The following is a 16,002-nucleotide window of genomic DNA, read 5'->3' as shown; positions in this document are numbered from 1 at the left end:
CAGGCGCTCGTTCTCACTGCGGTCGTTGCGGACCCTCCAGTTCGACCGCGTGCGCCTTGAACAGTTCCCCGATCCGGGCAAGGTCGAAGCGGTACTCCCTTCCGCAGAACTCACAACGGACATGGGCTTCGCCGTCGGCCGCCGCGGCTCGCGCCTCCTCCTCGCCGAGCGACACCAGCACCGCCGCCACCCGGTCTTCCGAGCATGAGCAGGCGAATCGCAGCGGCCGCGTCGCGACCTGTTCGACCCCGTCCTCGTGGAACAGGCGATTCAACAACTCTGCTGCAGGCAGTGCGAGCAGTTCGTCCGGGCCAAGCGTGTCGAACAGGGCGCCAGCGCGGTGCCAGCCGTCGTCGTCGCCTTCATCGCCGGGAAGCTTCTGCAGCATCAGTCCACTGGCCCGGTCGGCGCCGGCGGCCAGCAGCAGACGGGTGGGCAGCTGTTCGGAGCGCAGGAAGTAGCCCTCGAACGCGCCCGCCAGATCGTCCGAATCGAGCGCGACCATGCCCTGGTAGCGCACCGGTTCGCGGCTGCCGGTGGCGGGATTCTCGATCGTGATCGCGAGCACGGCATCGTCGCCGAGTTCGCGCAGGTCGCGCGACGGGCTGGCCCCCTCCTCGAGTCGGGCGATGCCGCGCAGGGTGCCGGCCGAGGTGCATTCGGCGAACAGCGTGCGCAGTGCGTGCTGGCTGCGCAGCTGGATTGACAGGCGTCCGTCGATCTTGGCGTGGCCGGTGAACAACGCGGCGGCGGCGCAGGCCTCGCCAAGCATCTCGGCGGCCGCGGCCGGGTAGTCGCCATGCTCGCGGATCTGCCGCCAGGTCGCGTCGAGGCGGACATGGACGCCTCGCACGCCGGCGCGGCCGATCATGAAACGGGTGAGCTGGTCATGGCCTTGTTCGTCGGGTGCGCTCATCGGGTGCGGGTCGGGCGGACTGGTCGGAGAGGGCCGGTCGCGGCGGACCGGTCGGAACCGGCTGGCCATCGCGGGCCGGCCGGCGTGGGGAGAACGTAACGGACGGCGTGCGGGTCGGCGCCCGATGCGGATAATGCGGCATCGGGCCGGAGCATGTCGCATGGGCACGAACAGGCTCGAGCAGACCAGATGAGGGCGGAGTGAGGCGGTCACAAGAGCGGATTGCGGGTGGAACGCGACAGCATCGGCGGAGCCGGCTCCGGCGGCTGGTCCGCTGGCTGCTGGCATTGCCGGTGCTGGCGCTGCTTGCCAGCGTGTTGCAGGTCGGGGTACTGCGATTCGTCGATCCGCCTTTTTCCGCGTTCATGCTGGCCCGGCAGTTCGAGGCCTGGGGCGATGGCGACTGGAGCTTCCGCGTCGCATGCGACTGGCGCGACCTCGATGAGATATCGGCGCAGTTGCCGCTGGCGGTGATCGCCTCGGAGGACCAGCGTTTTCCCCAGCATCGCGGCTTCGATCTGAAGGCGATCGAGAAGGCGATCGAGAGCAACGAGCGCGGCGGGCGCATGCGCGGCGGCAGCACGATCAGCCAGCAGACCGCGAAGAACCTGTTCCTGTGGAGCGGCCGCAGCTGGGTGCGCAAGGGCATCGAGGCCTGGTACACGGTGCTGATCGAGGCGATGTGGCCGAAGACCCGGATCATCGAGGTCTACGTGAACGTGGCCGAGTTCGGCGACGGCGTATACGGCGCACAGGCGGCGGCGGTCCGTTATTTCGGCGTCGATGCCGCACGGCTGAGCCCGGCCCAGGCCGCGCGGCTGGCGGCGGTGCTGCCGAGCCCGCGCCGCTACAGCGCTGCCAGGCCCGGACCGTACGTGCAGCGACGCACCCATGCGATCCAGCGGCAGATGCGCAATCTCGGCGGACCGGCCTTCCTCGAGACGCTCGACTGAGCGGATCCTCGGCGGATGCCCGGCCGGCGCTGCCGAACCGCTACCATGACGCCATGAATCCGGACACCTCCCGCTACGGCAGCCCCGACTCCGGCCTCCGCGACTGCCTGACGGTGGTGGTCGCGGCGTTCAACGAGGCCGACAGCCTGCCGCTGCTGCATCCGCGGGTGGCATCCACGCTCGACGCGCTGGCCGCGGATGGCGTCGCCGGACGCCTGCTCTACGTCGACGACGGCAGCCGCGATGGTACCTGGGAGGTTCTGCAGAGCCTGGCCGCGGGCGATCGGCGGGTCGCGCTGCTGCGGCTGTCGCGCAACTTCGGCAAGGAGGCGGCGCTGACCGCGGGCCTGGACCGGGTGGAAACGGGTGCGGCACTGATCCTCGACGCCGACGGGCAGGATCCGCCCGAACTGATTCCCGAGTTCGTCGCGAAGTGGCGCGAGGGTTTCGACGATGTCCACGGCACCCGGATCGAGCGCGAGGGCGAGGGCTGGATAAAACGGATGACGGCGCATGCGTTCTACCGCGTGATCGGGCGCCTGTCGAAGACTCCGATCCCGCCCGATACCGGCGACTTCCGCCTGCTGTCGCCACGCGCGCTGGCCGCACTGAGGCAGTTGCGCGAGCGACACCGCTTCATGAAGGGACTGTTCGGCTGGGTCGGCTTCAACCGCGTCTCGGTGCCGTACCACCGCGACGCGCGGATGGCCGGACGCAGCAAGTTCAACCTGTGGCGGCTCTGGAACTTCGCGCTGGAAGGCATCACCAGCTTTTCCACGGCGCCGTTGAGGCTGGCGACGTATCTCGGCCTGCTGACTGCGGCGGTGGCGTTCGCCTACGGCGTCTGGATCATCGTCAAGGCGCTCATCTGGAGCGACCCGGTCGCCGGCTGGCCGACGATGATGGCGGTGATCCTCTTCCTTGGCGGCGTGCAGTTGATCGCGCTCGGCCTGATCGGCGAGTACCTGGGGCGGTTGTACGAGGAGGCCAAGCAGCGGCCGCTCTATCTGGTCGACGACTGGCGCCCGGCCGCGGATGCGGCGCGTGTCGCCGCCGTCTCCAGGCCGGCTGGGGAGCCGTTGGCGGCATACCGCTCCGGCACCGACTGACCGCGCGTCCTGCCGCGCGCCAGCGCCGCGTGGAAGCGGTCGCGTTCACATGCGCGAGCATGCGGCCGGGAGTATCCTCGGCCCAGGGCCCGTTGCAGGAGTGTGCAGATGCGTACGGTTCGGCAGCTGCTTGAGGCGAAGTCCCCCGACGTCTACGCGGTGCGTCCGGAAGCGCCGGTGATCGAGGCGATCCGGCTGATGGCGGAAAAGGGGGTAGGCGCGGTGCTGGTGATGGACGGAACGCGACTGGCCGGCATCGTGTCCGAGCGCGACTACGCGCGCAAGGTCGTCCTGCAGGGACGCGCGTCGTCGGACACGCCGGTCAGTGCGATCATGACGTCCGAGGTGGTCACCGTCGGGCTCGACGATACGGTCGACCGGTGCATGATGACCGTCACCGACCGCCGTATCCGCCACCTGCCGGTGGTGCGTGACGGCCGTGTCGAGGGCGTGGTCTCGATTGGCGACCTGGTCAAGGCCGTGATCGAGGACCAGCAACTCGAGCTGGATCAGCTGCAGCGCTATATCGCCAGTTGAGCCGGCTGCGCACGCGCGGACGGGATCGTTCCTGGCGACGCACGCCGATGCGCGCCTGCAGGAGCGTCTGCGCGAACGGCGCGGGCCGCGATTGATCCCTCTTGATCCCTCATGGGAAGGCGCGATCGCTCGGGTCAGACTCCGGGCTGATCAGCGGCGTCAGTGGTTCGGTGCGAGCACCTGTGCGGTCACCGCGACGAAATGGCAGACGCTGCCGGCGACCACGAACAGATGCCAGATCGCGTGCGAGTAGCGCAGCCCGGGACGGTGATAGAACACCGTGCCCAGTGTGTAGCAGACGCCGCCGGCGAGCAGCCAGCCGAATGTCCAGTCGTCCAGGGCCGTCAGCAGCGGCTTGATCGCGACGATCACCAGCCAGCCCATCGCGACGTAGATCGCGGTCGAGAGCAGCTTGAAGCGTCCGGTGAACAGCAGCTTGAACACCACGCCCGCCAGCGCCAGCGTCCAGATCGCGATGAACAGGCCCCAGCCCCAAGGGCCGCGCAGGCCGATCAGGGTGAAGGGCGTATAGGTGCCTGCGATCAGCAGGTAGATCGCGCAGTGGTCGACGACTTTCAGTCGCGCCTTGGCGGCCGGATGGCCGATCGCGTGATAGAGCGTGGAGGCGAGATAGAGCAGCAGCAGGCAGATGCCAAACACGATCGCGCCGGCCAGCTGCCAGCCGTCGCCGTAGACCGCGGCCAGCGTGATCAGCACCGAGCCGCCGGCCAGGGCTGCGACCGCGCCGAGTCCGTGGGTCAGTGCGTTGGCCAACTCTTCGCGGAAACGGGTTTCGTGGGACGGCTCCTGCCCGGACAACGATGAGCGCGCGGCGGGCGGCCGTTCTGCCGGATGCGTCGGGTGGGGAGTCGCATGGCGGGGGGTGTCCATGCGCCCATCCTACCGTGCGTCGGCGCATGGTGAGCCGCCCGGCACGGCCGGACCGGCTGGCATTCCGATCGGAGCCTGGCGCGTCGAGGGATATTGCATGTCCCGGCGCGGGGCGGACGTCCCGGCGTTGCCCTATGATGACGGCCGCACGGGGGTGGCGACGGCATTCCCGAAGTCCGCCTGTCCCATATACCGCAGCGTCCGATGATCGTTTCCCACCAGCACCGTTTCGTCTTCGTGGCGATCCCCAAGACCGGCACCCACTCCGTCCGCGAGGTCCTGCGTGGCCACATGGGGCCTGGAGACCTCGAACAGGTCGGTCTCTTCGTCAACAAACGGTTCCCCTTTCCGGAATTGGCATCGATCCCGCATGGCCACATCAGCCTTTCGCAGATCCGGCCGCATCTCGGTGAGCAGGCGTTCGCGGACTACTTCAAGTTTGCGTTCGTGCGCAATCCGTTCGATCGCTTCGTCTCCTACTGCGCGTTCATGACCCGCGCCGGCGGCGAGTTCCAGCGCGAACCGCAGGCGGTGATGCGGCATGTGCTGTTCCGCCTGCGGCCGATGCACCACGTGCTGTTCCAGCCGCAGTACAGCTTCCTGATCGGCGAGGACGGTCGGCTGCTCGCCGACAGGGTTGGCCGGGTCGAGGACATGCAGGGCTCCTTCGATGCGATCTGCGAGCGGATCGGCATTCCCGCCGCGCCGCTGGGTCAGGTCAATGGCTCGCAGCGTGGCAGCTATCGCGACTACTATGACCCGCCGTTGATCGACGGGGTGTCGGAGCTGTACCGGCGCGACCTCGAACTGTTCGACTATGCGTTCTGACCGCCGACCACCAGCCTTCTCCGGATTCCCGTCGTGAGTACCGTCCCGCCCAGCGTCCATCCGAATCCGCGCAAGACGACATCGGTGCGGCGCCTGGGAAAGGTCGACATCGCAGCGCTGCGCGAGGCGGTACTCGCCATTCCCGAGGCTGTCTGGGACGAGGAGAACGCCGGAAAGCCGAACCGGTTCGACGCCCTCGACCGCACCCGGCACATCGTGTTCCGGTTCGTCGACGACTTCCGCGACTGGCGCGGTTCGCACGACCGCCCGTTATGGGCCGGCTGGCGGCAGCTGCTGGAACCGGTGCTGGCGCAGGCGGTTGCGCCATACGGCTACGCGCGCGCCGATTTCCCGCGGGTGATGCTGGCGCGGATGGCGCCAGGCGGGGTGATCAAGCCGCACCGGGACGCCAACCCGGCGGCGAAGTGGCCGCACAAGATCCACGTGCCACTGCTGACCAACGAGCGTGTGATCTTCTACGTGGACGGTATCGGTTACCGCTTCGCAGAGGGTGAGGCGGTCGAGGTCAACAACATGGGTGTGCATGCGGTGCAGAATGCAGGCGACACCGACCGTATCCACCTGATCTTCGAATACTTCGATCTCGACCAGCCGGATCCGGACTGGGTCCACCTGATCGAAACGCCGGGCGCCTGACACCGCACCCGGAACGTTCGACTCAGTCCGCCGCCACCGCGTGCGCGTGCTCGCGGGTGGCGAGGAACTCGACGTCGGGCGCACGCTCCTGCGCCAGCTGCAGGTTGACCCGGGTCGGCGCCAGGTAGACCAGTTCGCCGGCGGCATCGTAGGCGAGGTTGACCGCGTTCTTGTCGCGGAACTGCTCCAGCTTCTTCTCGTCCTTGCAGCGGATCCAGCGTGCGGTGGCGACGCTGACCGGTTCGAAGCTCGCCTCGACGCCGTATTCGTCCTTCAGCCTGTAGGCGACGACGTCGAACTGCAGCACGCCGACCGCGCCGAGGATCAGGTCGTTGCTCATCAATGGTTTGAAGAACTGGGTTGCGCCTTCCTCGGACAGCTGCGCCAGTCCCTTCTGCAGTTGCTTGAGCTTGAGCGGGTCGCGCAGGCGCGCGCGGCGGAACAGTTCGGGCGCGAAGTTCGGAATGCCGGTGAAGGAGATCCGCTCGCCCTCGGTGAAGGTGTCGCCGATCGAGATCGTGCCATGGTTGTGGATGCCGATGACGTCGCCCGGCCATGCGTCTTCCGCGATCTCGCGATCGCTGGCCATGAAGGTCAGCGCGTTGGCCAGCTTCACCTCCTTGCCGCTGCGCACATGGAACGCCTTCATCCCGGCGCTGAACCTGCCCGAGCAGATCCGCATGAAGGCGACGCGGTCGCGGTGCGCGGGATCCATGTTCGCCTGGATCTTGAACACGAAGCCGGACAACCTGGTCTCGGTGGCCCCGACCTCGCGGGTGGTGGTCTCGCGCGGCTTCGGCGAGGGCGCATGCTCGACGAAGAAGTCCAGCAGCAACTGCACGCCGAAGTTGTTGACCGCGGATCCGAAGAACACCGGGGTCAGCTCGCCGGACAGGTACTTGCCGAGGTCGAACGGGTGCGAGGCGCCCTCGACCAGCTCGAGTTCCTCCTTGAGCTCGGCCAGCATGTCGGCGCCGATTCGCGCTTCCAGTGCCGGATCGTCGACCGATGCGAAGATCGTCGAATCCTGGCGGGTGAAGTTGCGGCCCTGCTCGTACAGGTGCACTTCGCCGGTGATCAGATGGACCACGCCCTTCAGGCGCTTGCCCATCCCGATCGGCCAGGTGATCGGCGCGCACTGGATGCCGAGCACGGTCTCGACCTCGTCGAGCAGTTCGACCGGGTCCTTGCCTTCGCGGTCGAGCTTGTTGATGAAGGTCATGATCGGTGTGTCGCGCAGCCGGCAGACCTCCATCAGCTTGATCGTCCGCTCCTCGACGCCCTTCGCCACGTCGATGACCATCAGCGCGCTGTCGACGGCGGTCAGCACGCGGTAGGTGTCCTCACCGAAGTCCGCGTGGCCGGGGGTGTCGAGCAGGTTGACGATGCGGTCCGCGTACGGGAACTGCATCACCGAACTGGTCACCGAGATGCCACGCTCCTTCTCCAGCGCCATCCAGTCGGACGTCGCGTGGCGCGCGGCCTTGCGGCCCTTGACCGAACCGGCCATCTGGATCGCGCCGCCGAACAGCAGCAGTTTTTCGGTCAGCGTGGTCTTGCCGGCGTCGGGGTGCGAGATGATCGCGAAGGTGCGGCGCCGGGCCGCTTGCAGGGAAACGTCGGACATGCGGGCGGGGCGCGCAGGCGCCCTTCGGAAAAGTGCGAGGGCGGGAATTATAGACAACCGGCCGCGCCATCGCCGGGGGCCGCCGAGGCGAGGGCTATTGCGGCAAACTGAACCGCAGCACGCCGCGCGGGCCGCGCATCCGGAACGGCAGCGACTCCAGCCGCATGCCCCGATTGACCTGGACCACGAAATGCAGGTGCGGACCGGTGGTGAAGCCGGTATTGCCGGACAGCCCGATCACCTGGCCGGCGCGGACCCGCTGTCCGACCCGGACATGCACGCCCTCCTCGCGCAGGTGCGCGTACAGCGCCATCGTCCCGTCGTCGTGGAGGATGCGGATGAAGTTGGCGCGGCCGCCGTACTTCTCCATGTTCAGGCCGGCGTGGTCGAAATCGGATTCGACCTGCATCACCATGCCTTCGCGCGCGGCCAGCACCGGGGTGCCGATCGGCGCGGCGAAGTCGACGGCGTACAGGTTCTGCGGATCGCGATGGCTGAAGCTGCCGCCGTAGCCCTGTTCGACGCGCAACTCTTCCTGCCGGAGTGGCAGCAGGTACTCGACGTCCTGCGGACGGGCGTTCGGGTCGCCGGGCAGGCTGTCCATCCGCAGCTCGAAACTGCCGCCGTGGCCGGGGTCGACCGGGCCCAGCACCGAGACCAGCGCGCTGCCGCGCGCGGGAACGGTCGCGCGTGCCGGCAGCGCCGGCATTCCGGCGACGTTGTCCTGGCGACTGAAATGCAGCATCACCTCGATCGGTCCGGCCAGGGTGTTGTCGGCCCAGGCCAGATACTGGCCCGCGTCGCTCTCCACCCGCAGCCGCGCCATCGCGCCGGGTTCGGCACGGACCGGAATTTCGGTGACCGCGCCGGTCGGGGCTTCGGGGCGATGGTCGCCGTAATGGGTGATGCCGTTCTCGTCGGTCCAGCGGAACAGCTTGCCGGCACCGGCACCCGGCGATGCGACCACAAGCGAGGCGACCAGCGCGATCGCTGCGAAGCGGGCGGACGATGGAGCGGACATGGGGCGGTGCGGGGAAGGTGCCGTCAAACGATTATCCGCGCCCGCTCATTCGGTGCAATTGCGGCTCAGGTGCAGGACCCGCGCGACCTCGCGCAGATCGAAGGCGGTAACCGCCCGGTCGTCGTGTACCGCGAACAGCGCGCCTCCGGTGAATGCACGGGTCGCTGCCGGGTGCAGGGCGATGCCGTCGGTGTAGGAGGTCGTCTCGCCCTTGAAACTGCCACGATGTTCCAGCGTGCGCCGGTCGAACAGGTGGAACACGGTCAGCGGGGCGAGCTGGTCGACCGCGACCCAGTAGCCGTCCCCGCCGCGGCAGCTCCACAGCGCGACGCCCTCGGCCTCGGCGCCGAACGAGGCGTCCGGCAGGCTGCGCCCGGTGAAGCGGCCGTCGAGGGTGTAATCGCGCAGGGTCGAGACGTGGCGCCGATCCTCGTCGGCGATCAGCAGACGATCGTTGGCCGGGTCGCCGGCGATCGACTCGACCATCCGCAGCGCCGACTCCGGCGAGGTGTCGCCGAAGCTGCCGGCGAAGCGCGCGTCGAGCGCGCCGGTCGCCGGGTCGAAGCGGATCGCGAAGCGCCTGACCCGTTCCGACAGCTCGTCCCAGGCCGGCACTTGGTCGTACTTCTCGCCATACATGAAGCTGTCGGTGACGTAGGCGTCGTACTCGCCGGGCACGGCCTCGTGCATCCAGATTCCATACGGGCTGCGCAGGACCGCATCGCCGAACACCGCCAGCGGAGTGAAGTCGGGCAGAGTGAGGACCTGCACGCGGTGGTTGTCACGCTCGACCACGAACAGGTGGTCGCCCTGCACGATCACGCCGTTGGGACGCCTGAACTGGCCCAGGGCCTCGCCCTTCGAACCGACAGTGCGCAGCTGCGTACCGCTGTCGGCGTCGAACACGAACAGGCGGTGGCTGGCCTTGGCGGTCGCGATCAGCCACGTGCTGCCGTCCTCGGCCGGCCAGGTCGCGAGCGAATCGAGTTCCTCGCCGTCGGCGTCGGCCGATACAAAGGTCTCGGGCACCACCGCGGTCGGGCGCAGGCCGCCTGCGCCCGGTATGGCCAGCGAACTGGAACGGGAGCTGTCGCGAGTGGCGGGGGACGTCGAGCAACCGGCCAGCAGGCCGGCGATCAGGGCGGCACCGGCCGCGAGGGTCGAGAGGCGAATGTTCATCCGGCAGGAGTGTATGCGGGAACGTGCGGCGCGTCAGGAAGGGATGGCGCGTCGGCAGATGCCGAGTGGGGCGACCCGGGAGGCGTGGCGCTGTCGGGTTCGCGCGCCAGACGGCTGAGCGCCGGTTGTGCGATGCGCCGTCCGTGGCCGACGGGAGTTCCGGGAATGCCAGGAATTCACATCAATCGCTTCATCGCAATAAAGCGATTGACACCTGCCGGGTGTCGCTGGCAGACTGCCGCCATCCATCGAGACCGACTGAGGGACAGGCCCTTTGACGTCGGGGCAACCGGTGCGGCAGCAATGCTGCACAAGGTGCCAATTCCTGCGGTGACCCGCCGGACCGATGCATGCACAGCGCATGCGCCGGACGGCCCACCGGAAGATGGTCGTGCCGTTTGCCCGGTGAACCGGTGCGGACGCCGCGTCTGGCTCGATGGCCCCGTCATATCGGATCAATGCCATGAGCCTGACCCACAGCACCACCGCCTCCGAAGCCATCGAAACCGCCTGTAGCCTGCGTTTCGATCCACGGGGCCCCGCCTGCGATGCCGCCGTATCCCTCCCCCAGGCCGCTGCGGCCGACGCCGGTCGCGCGGACGCCGTGCGCGGTGAAATCGAGGTCACCCTCGACCTCCGCCATGCCGGTCCGCGCGAAGTGCTGCTGCGCTACGAGATCCAGCATGCGGGTGGGCCGGAGAACGCCGACGCGCCGGTGGTGTTCGTCGCCGGTGGCATTTCCGCCAACCGTCACCTCGCGCCCTGCCGCGCCTACCCCGAAGCCGGCTGGTGGCCGGCGCAGGTCGGCGAGGGCCGGGCGATCGATCCGCGCCGCTGCCGGATCGTGTCGTTCGACTGGCTCGGTGCCGACGGCCGGCTCGACGTGCCGCTGGATCCGGCCGATCAGGCGACGGCCATCGTCGCGCTGCTCGATGCGCTGGATATCGGACGCATCGAGACCTTCATCGGCAGCTCGTACGGCGCGATGGTCGGTCTGCAGCTGGCTGCGCTCCACGGCGCCCGTCTCGGCAGGTTGGTCGCCATCAGCGGCGTGCATCGCGCGCATCCCTATGCCAGCGCCTGGCGCGCACTGCAGCGTCGTGCGGTCGCGCTGGGCTCGCTGCAATGCGACGAGACTCATGGCCTCGCGCTGGCGCGGCAATTCGCGATCCTGAGCTACCGCACGCCCGAGGAGTTCGACGCCCGGTTCGCACCGCCGCGGGTGGTCGACGGGCGGGTGCGGGTCGGTGCCGAGGACTACCTCGACCATTGTGCGGCCCGTTTCGTCGGCCGCAGCTCGCCGACCGCCTACGTGCGCCTGTCCGAGTCGATCGACCTGCAAGCGGTCGACCCGTCCCGGATCGGAGTGCCGGTCACCGTGGTTGCGGTGGCAGAGGACCGGCTGGTGCCGCTGGCCGACGCCCACGCGCTGGTCGAAGGCCTGCGCCGCGGCGCGAGCGCCGAGGCACCTCGCCTGCACGTGCTGAGCTCGCCCTACGGACACGACGCCTTCCTCAAGGAGGAAGCCGACATCGACACGATCCTGCGCGATGCGCTTTCCGCGTCTGCGCCTGCCGCGAACCCGAACCAGGAGATCCCCGCATGAGCACCCGCAGCCTGTGTACCGCCGCCGTGCGGGCCGGCATCGACCGCGATTCCGCATTCGGGGCGGTCACCCCGCCGATCGTGCTGTCGTCGAATTTCAGCTTCGCCGGCTTCAACGACAAGCGCGAGTACGACTACACCCGCAGCGGCAATCCGACCCGCGACCTGTTGGCCGAGGCGCTGGCCGAGCTGGAGGGCGGCCACGACGCGGTGGTCACCGCGACCGGGATGGGTGCGATCACCCTGGTACTGCATGCCTGCCTGCAGCCGGGCGACACCCTGGTGGTGCCGCACGACGCCTACGGCGGCAGCTGGCGATTGTTCAACGCGCTGGCGGCGAAGGGCGCGTTCGAGCTGCTCACCGTCGACCTGACCGATCCGCGGGATCTGGCCGAAGCGCTGGCGGCGAACCCGAAGCTGGTCTGGATCGAGACGCCATCCAACCCGCTGCTGCGGATCACCGATCTGCGCTTCGTGATCGAGGCCGCGCACGCGCACGGCGCGCTGGCGGTGGTCGACAACACCTTCCTGTCGCCGGCGCTGCAGCGGCCGATCGAGTTCGGCGCCGACATCGTCGTGCACTCGACGACCAAGTACATCAACGGCCACAGTGACGTGGTCGGAGGCGCCGTGATCGCGCGCGAGGCCGAACTGGGCGACAGGCTGGCCTGGTGGGGCAACTGCCTCGGGCTGACCGGCTCGCCGTTCGACAGTTTCCTGACCCTGCGCGGCCTGCGCACGCTCGATGCGCGGTTGCGCGTGCACCAGGAGAACACCGCGGCGCTGGTCGAGCTGCTGGAATCGCATCCGGCGGTCGAGGCGATCCACTATCCGGGTCGCACCGAGCATCCGGGCCACGCGGTCGCGGCGCGCCAGCAGCGCGGTTTCGGAGCGATGCTCAGCGTCGAGATCGCGGGTGGCGAGGCCTCCGTCCGCGCGTTCCTCGATGGATTGCAGTGCTTCACCCTGGCCGAGTCGCTGGGCGGGGTGGAAAGCCTGGTCGCGCACCCGGCGACGATGACCCACGCGGCGATGAGCGCGGAGGCGCGCGCCGCCGCCGGTATCGGCGACGGCCTGCTGCGGCTGTCGGTCGGGATCGAGCATGCGGACGATCTGGTGGCCGACATCGCCGCCGCGCTCGATCGCGCGCTGGCTGCAGTGCCGAAACCGCTGGAAGGCGGGTGTCTGGCGCAATGAACGCGGTGGTGGAGGCGCTGCGCCGCCGGCCGGATCACGAAGCCGGCACGTCGGCGGGGTCGCATGCGGCGGCCCGTGCGCGGCTGGCCCTGCTCGGCACCGGGACCGTCGGCGGCGCGGTGCTCGCGCGGCTCGCCGGATGGCGGCACTCCGGCTTCGCGGACGGGCTCTCGCTGGTGCACGTCGCGAACTCGCGGTACGCGTCGAGCGCCGCCGCAGGCATCGATCCGTCTTCGGCCAGGGATCTGCTCGCCGGCAGCATCCAGCCAGCAGGGCTCGACGCGGTCCCGGTCGCCCTGCGTGGCACGGGCCATCGCATCGTCATCGATGCCACCGCCAGCGCGGAGGTCGCGGCCCGCCATGCGGAGTGGCTGGAACAGGGCATCCACGTCGTCACCGCCTGCAAGCTCGCGCGCGGCACCGCATTGGCGGACTGGCAGGCGGTCGAGGATGCCCGCACCCGCGGCGGCAGCCGTTACGGGGATTCCGCCACTGTGGGGGCGGGCCTGCCGTTGCTGCGTTCGATCCGCGAGCTGCGTGCCGGCGGCGACCGCATCCACGCGATTGCCGGCGTGCTGTCGGGATCGCTGGCGTGGTTGTTCAATCACTACGACGGCCTGCGCCCGTTCTCCGGTTTCGTTCGCCGGGCCCGCGATGCCGGCTATACCGAGCCGGATCCGCGCGAGGACCTGTCCGGCGAGGACGTGCGCCGCAAGCTGCTGATCCTGGCGCGCGCGGCCGGCGTGGGGCTGGAGCAGGAAATGGTCGACGTCGATTCGCTGGTGCCCGATGCGCTTGCCGCGCTGGTCCGGGAGGACGTCGACGCGGCGCTGCCGCAGCTCGACGCGCCGATGCGCGAACGTTATGCGCAGGCTTACCGCAACGGCGAGAAGCTGCGCTTCGTCGCCCGGCTGGAACGGATGGACGATGATGGCTGGAGCGCGAAGGTCGGGTTGGCCGAACTGCCCCCCGGGCATCCGCTCGCCGGCGGCGCCGGCACCGACAACCGGGTCGCGATCTGGTCCGACCGCTACCGCGAGCAGCCGCTGCTGATCCAGGGGCCCGGTGCGGGCGCCGGGGTGACCGCGGCAGGTCTGCTCGACGACGTGTTGCGGATCGTCCACGGCTGAGGACCGACCCGCATTCCGCGGCGGACAAAACGGGGGCGCCGGACCCGAGGGGGTGGCCGGCGCCCCGGTGCCCCGTGGCAGGGTTGCGCGGGGCAAGAGGAACTCCGGATCGCTACTTCAAGCCGTCACCGATGGTGCGGGTCAGCGTGCCCTGGGCGTCGTCGCCGCTGAACTCCCAGAAGAACGCGCCGCCGAGACCCTGCGCCTTCACGTAGTTCATCTTCTCGGTGATCATCGCCGGCGTGTCGTAGCTCCAGAAGGTATTGCCGTCGTACTTCCACGTCGCCCGCGCATTGGCGTCGGTGAAGATCGTGCCCGGCTTGCTCCTGATCACCTTCCAGTCCTCGATCCCGGCCTCGTAGGTGCCCGGTGCCGCCGAACCGCTCTGGTACAGGCCATTGTTGACGTTGGCCACGCCGGTCCAGCCGCGTCCGTAATAGCCGATGCCGAGATTCAGCTTCGATGCCGGCACGCCGCGCGCCAGGAACGCTTCGATCGCGTCGTTGGAGTTGTAGAAGCGCTGGTCGCCCGTCGACGGGTCGTTGGGCGAATCGAACAGGGCCGAGTGATGGTTGGTCTGCGGATCCCACGCGCCGTGGAAGTCGTAGGTCATCACGTTGATGAAATCCAGGTACGGGTGGTACGCGGCCGGATCGGTGACGCGGATCTTGTCGATGCCGGCGCCGGCGGCGATCGTCAGCAGCAGGCCGGGACGCACCGCGTCTAGCTGGCGGCGGAACTCGGCCAGCAGGGCGGTGAAGTTGGCGTTGTCCTCGGGCGTGCCGCAGGTCAGGCCGCAGGCGACCGGATACTCCCAGTCCAGATCGATGCCGTCGAACACGCCCGCCGCCGCGCCGGGGCCGCCGGCGCCGTCGGTGACCGGCAGGTTGCCGTGGATGTAGGCGTCGATGCAGGAGGCGACGAACGCCTCGCGATTGGCGGGCCTGGCCGCCTCGGCGAAACCGCGCGACCAGGTCCAGCCGCCGAGCGAGATCAGCACCTTGATGTTCGGGTGCTTGGCCTTGAGCTCCTTGAGCTGGTTCCAGTTGCCGCGCAGCGGCTGGTCCCAGGTGTCGCCGACGCCATCGACGCTCTCCGCCGCGGAGAACGACTTGGTGTAGTCGGCGAACGCATCGCCGCCTTCGCCGGTGTTCGGGTTGGACGGAATGGTCCTGCCGACCTCGCAGCGGTTGTTGCGCACGTTGCCGAACGCGTAGTTGATGTGGGTCAGGTGCGCGGCGGCGCCGCTGGTGTCGATGTGCTTGACCCGGTAGTTGCGGCCGTAGATGCCCCATTGCGTGAAGTAGCCGATCACCCGCTTGTCGCCGGGAGGGGGATCGCCGCCATCCCGGGTCGAGACGCTGATCGCCGCGCTCTGCGCCGAGGCGTTGCCGGCGACGTCGCGTGCGCGTACCCGGTAGCTGTATGCGGTCTGGGCGGCGAGTCCGCTGTCGATGAACGAGGGTTGCGACGGGCTGCCGACCAGGCTGCCGTTGCGGTAGACGTCGTAGCCGGCGACACCGCTGCCACCCGGATTGTCGGTCGATGCGTTCCAGCTCAGCGAGATCGAGCTGGCGGTCTGGCTGGGCGATGCGAGTCCGGCCGGGACGCTGGGCGCGGTCTCGTCGACCGGCGGCGGCGCGCTGTCGACGGTGATCGTCACCGGCTGCGAGGTGGTGCTGGCGCCGTCGTCGTCGGTGGCGACTGCGGTCAGCACGTGGGTGCCGGCGGTCGCGTTGCTCCAGGTTACGGACCACGGCGCGCTGGCGTCGCTGCCCAGCGATACCCCGCCGCGGAAGAACTGGACGCCGGTGACGGTGCCGTCGCTGTCGCTGGCCGATGCGTCGATCGCAATGTTGCTGCCCTCGGCGAAGCTGGCGCCATCGGACGGGGCGGTCAGGGCGACGCTCGGCGCGACGTTGTCGCCGCCATTGCCATCGCACTGGCCAAGATCCTGGTACCAGCCGCAGCTCGGGCAGTGGGTCGGCGGTGCGTTCCAGATCTGGATGTTCGCGCTGTACAGCCGGCCCTGGTACTGCAGCTTGTCGCCGGGGTTGTAGATGGTGGCGGCATTCCACTCCGGTACGCCGTCGCAAGAGGCGGCGAGGGCGGCGTGGGGGGCGAGCGCAAGGGTGGCGAGCAGAGCCGATGACAGCATGGCCCTGGACAGCGGTCCGCCTGCCGGCGGACGTGCGGGTCCTGCGTGTTTCATGAGTGTCTCTCCCTGGAACGATGTGATGTATGACCGCCGGCGGTGTCGGGCCGGCGCCAATCCCCTCGTCGACTCACAAATGCGAGGACGCCTTGCCCTCGTTACTGCGCGGGAGGCTTGAGCCTCCTCGATCGCCGCCC

The 16,002-nt window shown here is 69.0% G+C and carries 14 protein-coding genes and 1 riboswitch; of the genes, 8 read left to right on the top strand and 6 right to left on the bottom strand.

The genetic code is table 11. The features are described from left to right. Positions 1 to 13 precede the first annotated feature (13 nt). Positions 14 to 916, bottom strand: coding sequence for an Hsp33 family molecular chaperone HslO (gene hslO / locus L3V18_RS12160; RefSeq protein ID WP_343226334.1), 903 nt, complete (start codon positions 914 to 916; stop codon positions 14 to 16). Positions 917 to 1,137: 221 nt separating this feature from the next. On the opposite strand from hslO, the gene mtgA reads away from it, so the two are divergent. From mtgA to L3V18_RS12145, 3 genes are all read left to right on the top strand, one after another. Then, positions 1,138 to 1,869, top strand: coding sequence for a monofunctional biosynthetic peptidoglycan transglycosylase (gene mtgA, locus L3V18_RS12155; protein ID WP_237055338.1), 732 nt, complete (start codon positions 1,138 to 1,140; stop codon positions 1,867 to 1,869). Between the two features lie 53 nt (positions 1,870 to 1,922). Beyond that, positions 1,923 to 2,978 (top strand): glycosyltransferase family 2 protein, encoded by a 1,056-nt coding sequence (locus tag L3V18_RS12150; protein ID WP_237055211.1) that lies wholly within the window; start codon positions 1,923 to 1,925, stop codon positions 2,976 to 2,978. 108 nt (positions 2,979 to 3,086) lie between these two features. After that, complete coding sequence (locus tag L3V18_RS12145; RefSeq protein WP_237055209.1) at positions 3,087 to 3,515, top strand: CBS domain-containing protein; 429 nt, start codon at positions 3,087 to 3,089, stop codon at positions 3,513 to 3,515. Between the two features lie 159 nt (positions 3,516 to 3,674). Here L3V18_RS12145 and trhA read toward each other — a convergent pair whose 3' ends face one another. Next, positions 3,675 to 4,406 (bottom strand): PAQR family membrane homeostasis protein TrhA, encoded by a 732-nt coding sequence (gene trhA, locus L3V18_RS12140; protein ID WP_237055207.1) that lies wholly within the window; start codon positions 4,404 to 4,406, stop codon positions 3,675 to 3,677. Between the two features lie 204 nt (positions 4,407 to 4,610). On the opposite strand from trhA, the gene L3V18_RS12135 reads away from it, so the two are divergent. Together L3V18_RS12135 and L3V18_RS19350 are read left to right on the top strand one after the other, a co-directional pair. Then, positions 4,611 to 5,234, top strand: coding sequence for a sulfotransferase family 2 domain-containing protein (locus tag L3V18_RS12135; RefSeq protein WP_237055205.1), 624 nt, complete (start codon positions 4,611 to 4,613; stop codon positions 5,232 to 5,234). A gap of 33 nt (positions 5,235 to 5,267) precedes the next feature. Continuing rightward, positions 5,268 to 5,891 (top strand): aspartyl/asparaginyl beta-hydroxylase domain-containing protein, encoded by a 624-nt coding sequence (locus L3V18_RS19350; protein WP_237055203.1) that lies wholly within the window; start codon positions 5,268 to 5,270, stop codon positions 5,889 to 5,891. Positions 5,892 to 5,913: 22 nt separating this feature from the next. Here the strand turns inward: L3V18_RS19350 and L3V18_RS12125 are convergent, their stop codons facing one another. From L3V18_RS12125 to L3V18_RS12115, 3 genes are all read right to left on the bottom strand, one after another. Continuing rightward, entirely contained in the window at positions 5,914 to 7,518 is a 1,605-nt protein-coding gene (locus tag L3V18_RS12125) for a peptide chain release factor 3 (RefSeq protein ID WP_237055201.1), read from the bottom strand. Between the two features lie 94 nt (positions 7,519 to 7,612). Continuing rightward, positions 7,613 to 8,539, bottom strand: a complete 927-nt coding sequence (locus L3V18_RS12120; RefSeq protein ID WP_237055199.1) for a peptidoglycan DD-metalloendopeptidase family protein — start codon at positions 8,537 to 8,539, stop codon at positions 7,613 to 7,615. Between the two features lie 45 nt (positions 8,540 to 8,584). Continuing rightward, a complete protein-coding gene (locus L3V18_RS12115; protein ID WP_237055197.1) occupies positions 8,585 to 9,718 on the bottom strand; it encodes an NHL repeat-containing protein in 1,134 nt (377 codons plus the stop codon). A 242-nt stretch (positions 9,719 to 9,960) separates the two neighbouring features. After that, positions 9,961 to 10,071, top strand: a riboswitch (SAM riboswitch). 110 nt (positions 10,072 to 10,181) lie between these two features. Here L3V18_RS12115 and metX point away from each other — a divergent pair. The 3 genes from metX to L3V18_RS12100 are packed head-to-tail and all read left to right on the top strand — an operon-like array spanning position 10,182 to position 13,650. Next, positions 10,182 to 11,324, top strand: a complete 1,143-nt coding sequence (gene metX, locus L3V18_RS12110) for a homoserine O-succinyltransferase MetX (protein WP_237055195.1) — start codon at positions 10,182 to 10,184, stop codon at positions 11,322 to 11,324. Beyond that, positions 11,321 to 12,520: a cystathionine gamma-synthase gene (gene metB, locus L3V18_RS12105; protein ID WP_237055193.1), complete on the top strand. Its 1,200-nt coding sequence runs from the start codon at positions 11,321 to 11,323 to the stop codon at positions 12,518 to 12,520. The genes metX and metB overlap by 4 nt, the downstream gene beginning before the upstream one ends. Further along, a complete protein-coding gene (locus L3V18_RS12100; protein ID WP_237055191.1) occupies positions 12,517 to 13,650 on the top strand; it encodes a homoserine dehydrogenase family protein in 1,134 nt (377 codons plus the stop codon). Before metB ends, L3V18_RS12100 begins: the two co-directional genes overlap by 4 nt. Positions 13,651 to 13,762: 112 nt before the next feature. On the opposite strand, the gene L3V18_RS19345 is transcribed toward L3V18_RS12100, so the two are convergent. Then, positions 13,763 to 15,808, bottom strand: a complete 2,046-nt coding sequence (locus L3V18_RS19345; protein ID WP_343226335.1) for a glycosyl hydrolase family 18 protein — start codon at positions 15,806 to 15,808, stop codon at positions 13,763 to 13,765. Positions 15,809 to 16,002: the final 194 nt, after the last annotated feature.

Source organism: Marilutibacter chinensis, assembly GCF_021725675.1.
Classification (GTDB): domain Bacteria; phylum Pseudomonadota; class Gammaproteobacteria; order Xanthomonadales; family Xanthomonadaceae; genus Marilutibacter; species Marilutibacter chinensis.
Note: the sequence above shows the minus strand (reverse complement) of the source record. Positions and strands in the feature narration are given on the sequence as shown.

Excerpts from the sequence above, each read along its gene's own strand:
- hslO (WP_343226334.1), bottom strand. The coding sequence starts at position 916 with ATGAGCGCACCCGACGAACAAGGCCATGACCAGCTCACCCGTTTCATG.
- L3V18_RS12150 (WP_237055211.1), top strand. The coding sequence starts at position 1,923 with ATGAATCCGGACACCTCCCGCTACGGCAGCCCCGACTCCGGCCTCCGC.
- L3V18_RS12145 (WP_237055209.1), top strand. The coding sequence starts at position 3,087 with ATGCGTACGGTTCGGCAGCTGCTTGAGGCGAAGTCCCCCGACGTCTAC.
- trhA (WP_237055207.1), bottom strand. The coding sequence starts at position 4,406 with ATGGACACCCCCCGCCATGCGACTCCCCACCCGACGCATCCGGCAGAA.
- L3V18_RS12135 (WP_237055205.1), top strand. The coding sequence starts at position 4,611 with ATGATCGTTTCCCACCAGCACCGTTTCGTCTTCGTGGCGATCCCCAAG.
- L3V18_RS12125 (WP_237055201.1), bottom strand. The coding sequence starts at position 7,518 with ATGTCCGACGTTTCCCTGCAAGCGGCCCGGCGCCGCACCTTCGCGATC.
- L3V18_RS12120 (WP_237055199.1), bottom strand. The coding sequence starts at position 8,539 with ATGTCCGCTCCATCGTCCGCCCGCTTCGCAGCGATCGCGCTGGTCGCC.
- L3V18_RS12115 (WP_237055197.1), bottom strand. The coding sequence starts at position 9,718 with ATGAACATTCGCCTCTCGACCCTCGCGGCCGGTGCCGCCCTGATCGCC.
- metX (WP_237055195.1), top strand. The coding sequence starts at position 10,182 with ATGAGCCTGACCCACAGCACCACCGCCTCCGAAGCCATCGAAACCGCC.
- metB (WP_237055193.1), top strand. The coding sequence starts at position 11,321 with ATGAGCACCCGCAGCCTGTGTACCGCCGCCGTGCGGGCCGGCATCGAC.
- L3V18_RS12100 (WP_237055191.1), top strand. The coding sequence starts at position 12,517 with ATGAACGCGGTGGTGGAGGCGCTGCGCCGCCGGCCGGATCACGAAGCC.
- L3V18_RS19345 (WP_343226335.1), bottom strand. The coding sequence starts at position 15,808 with ATGCTGTCATCGGCTCTGCTCGCCACCCTTGCGCTCGCCCCCCACGCC.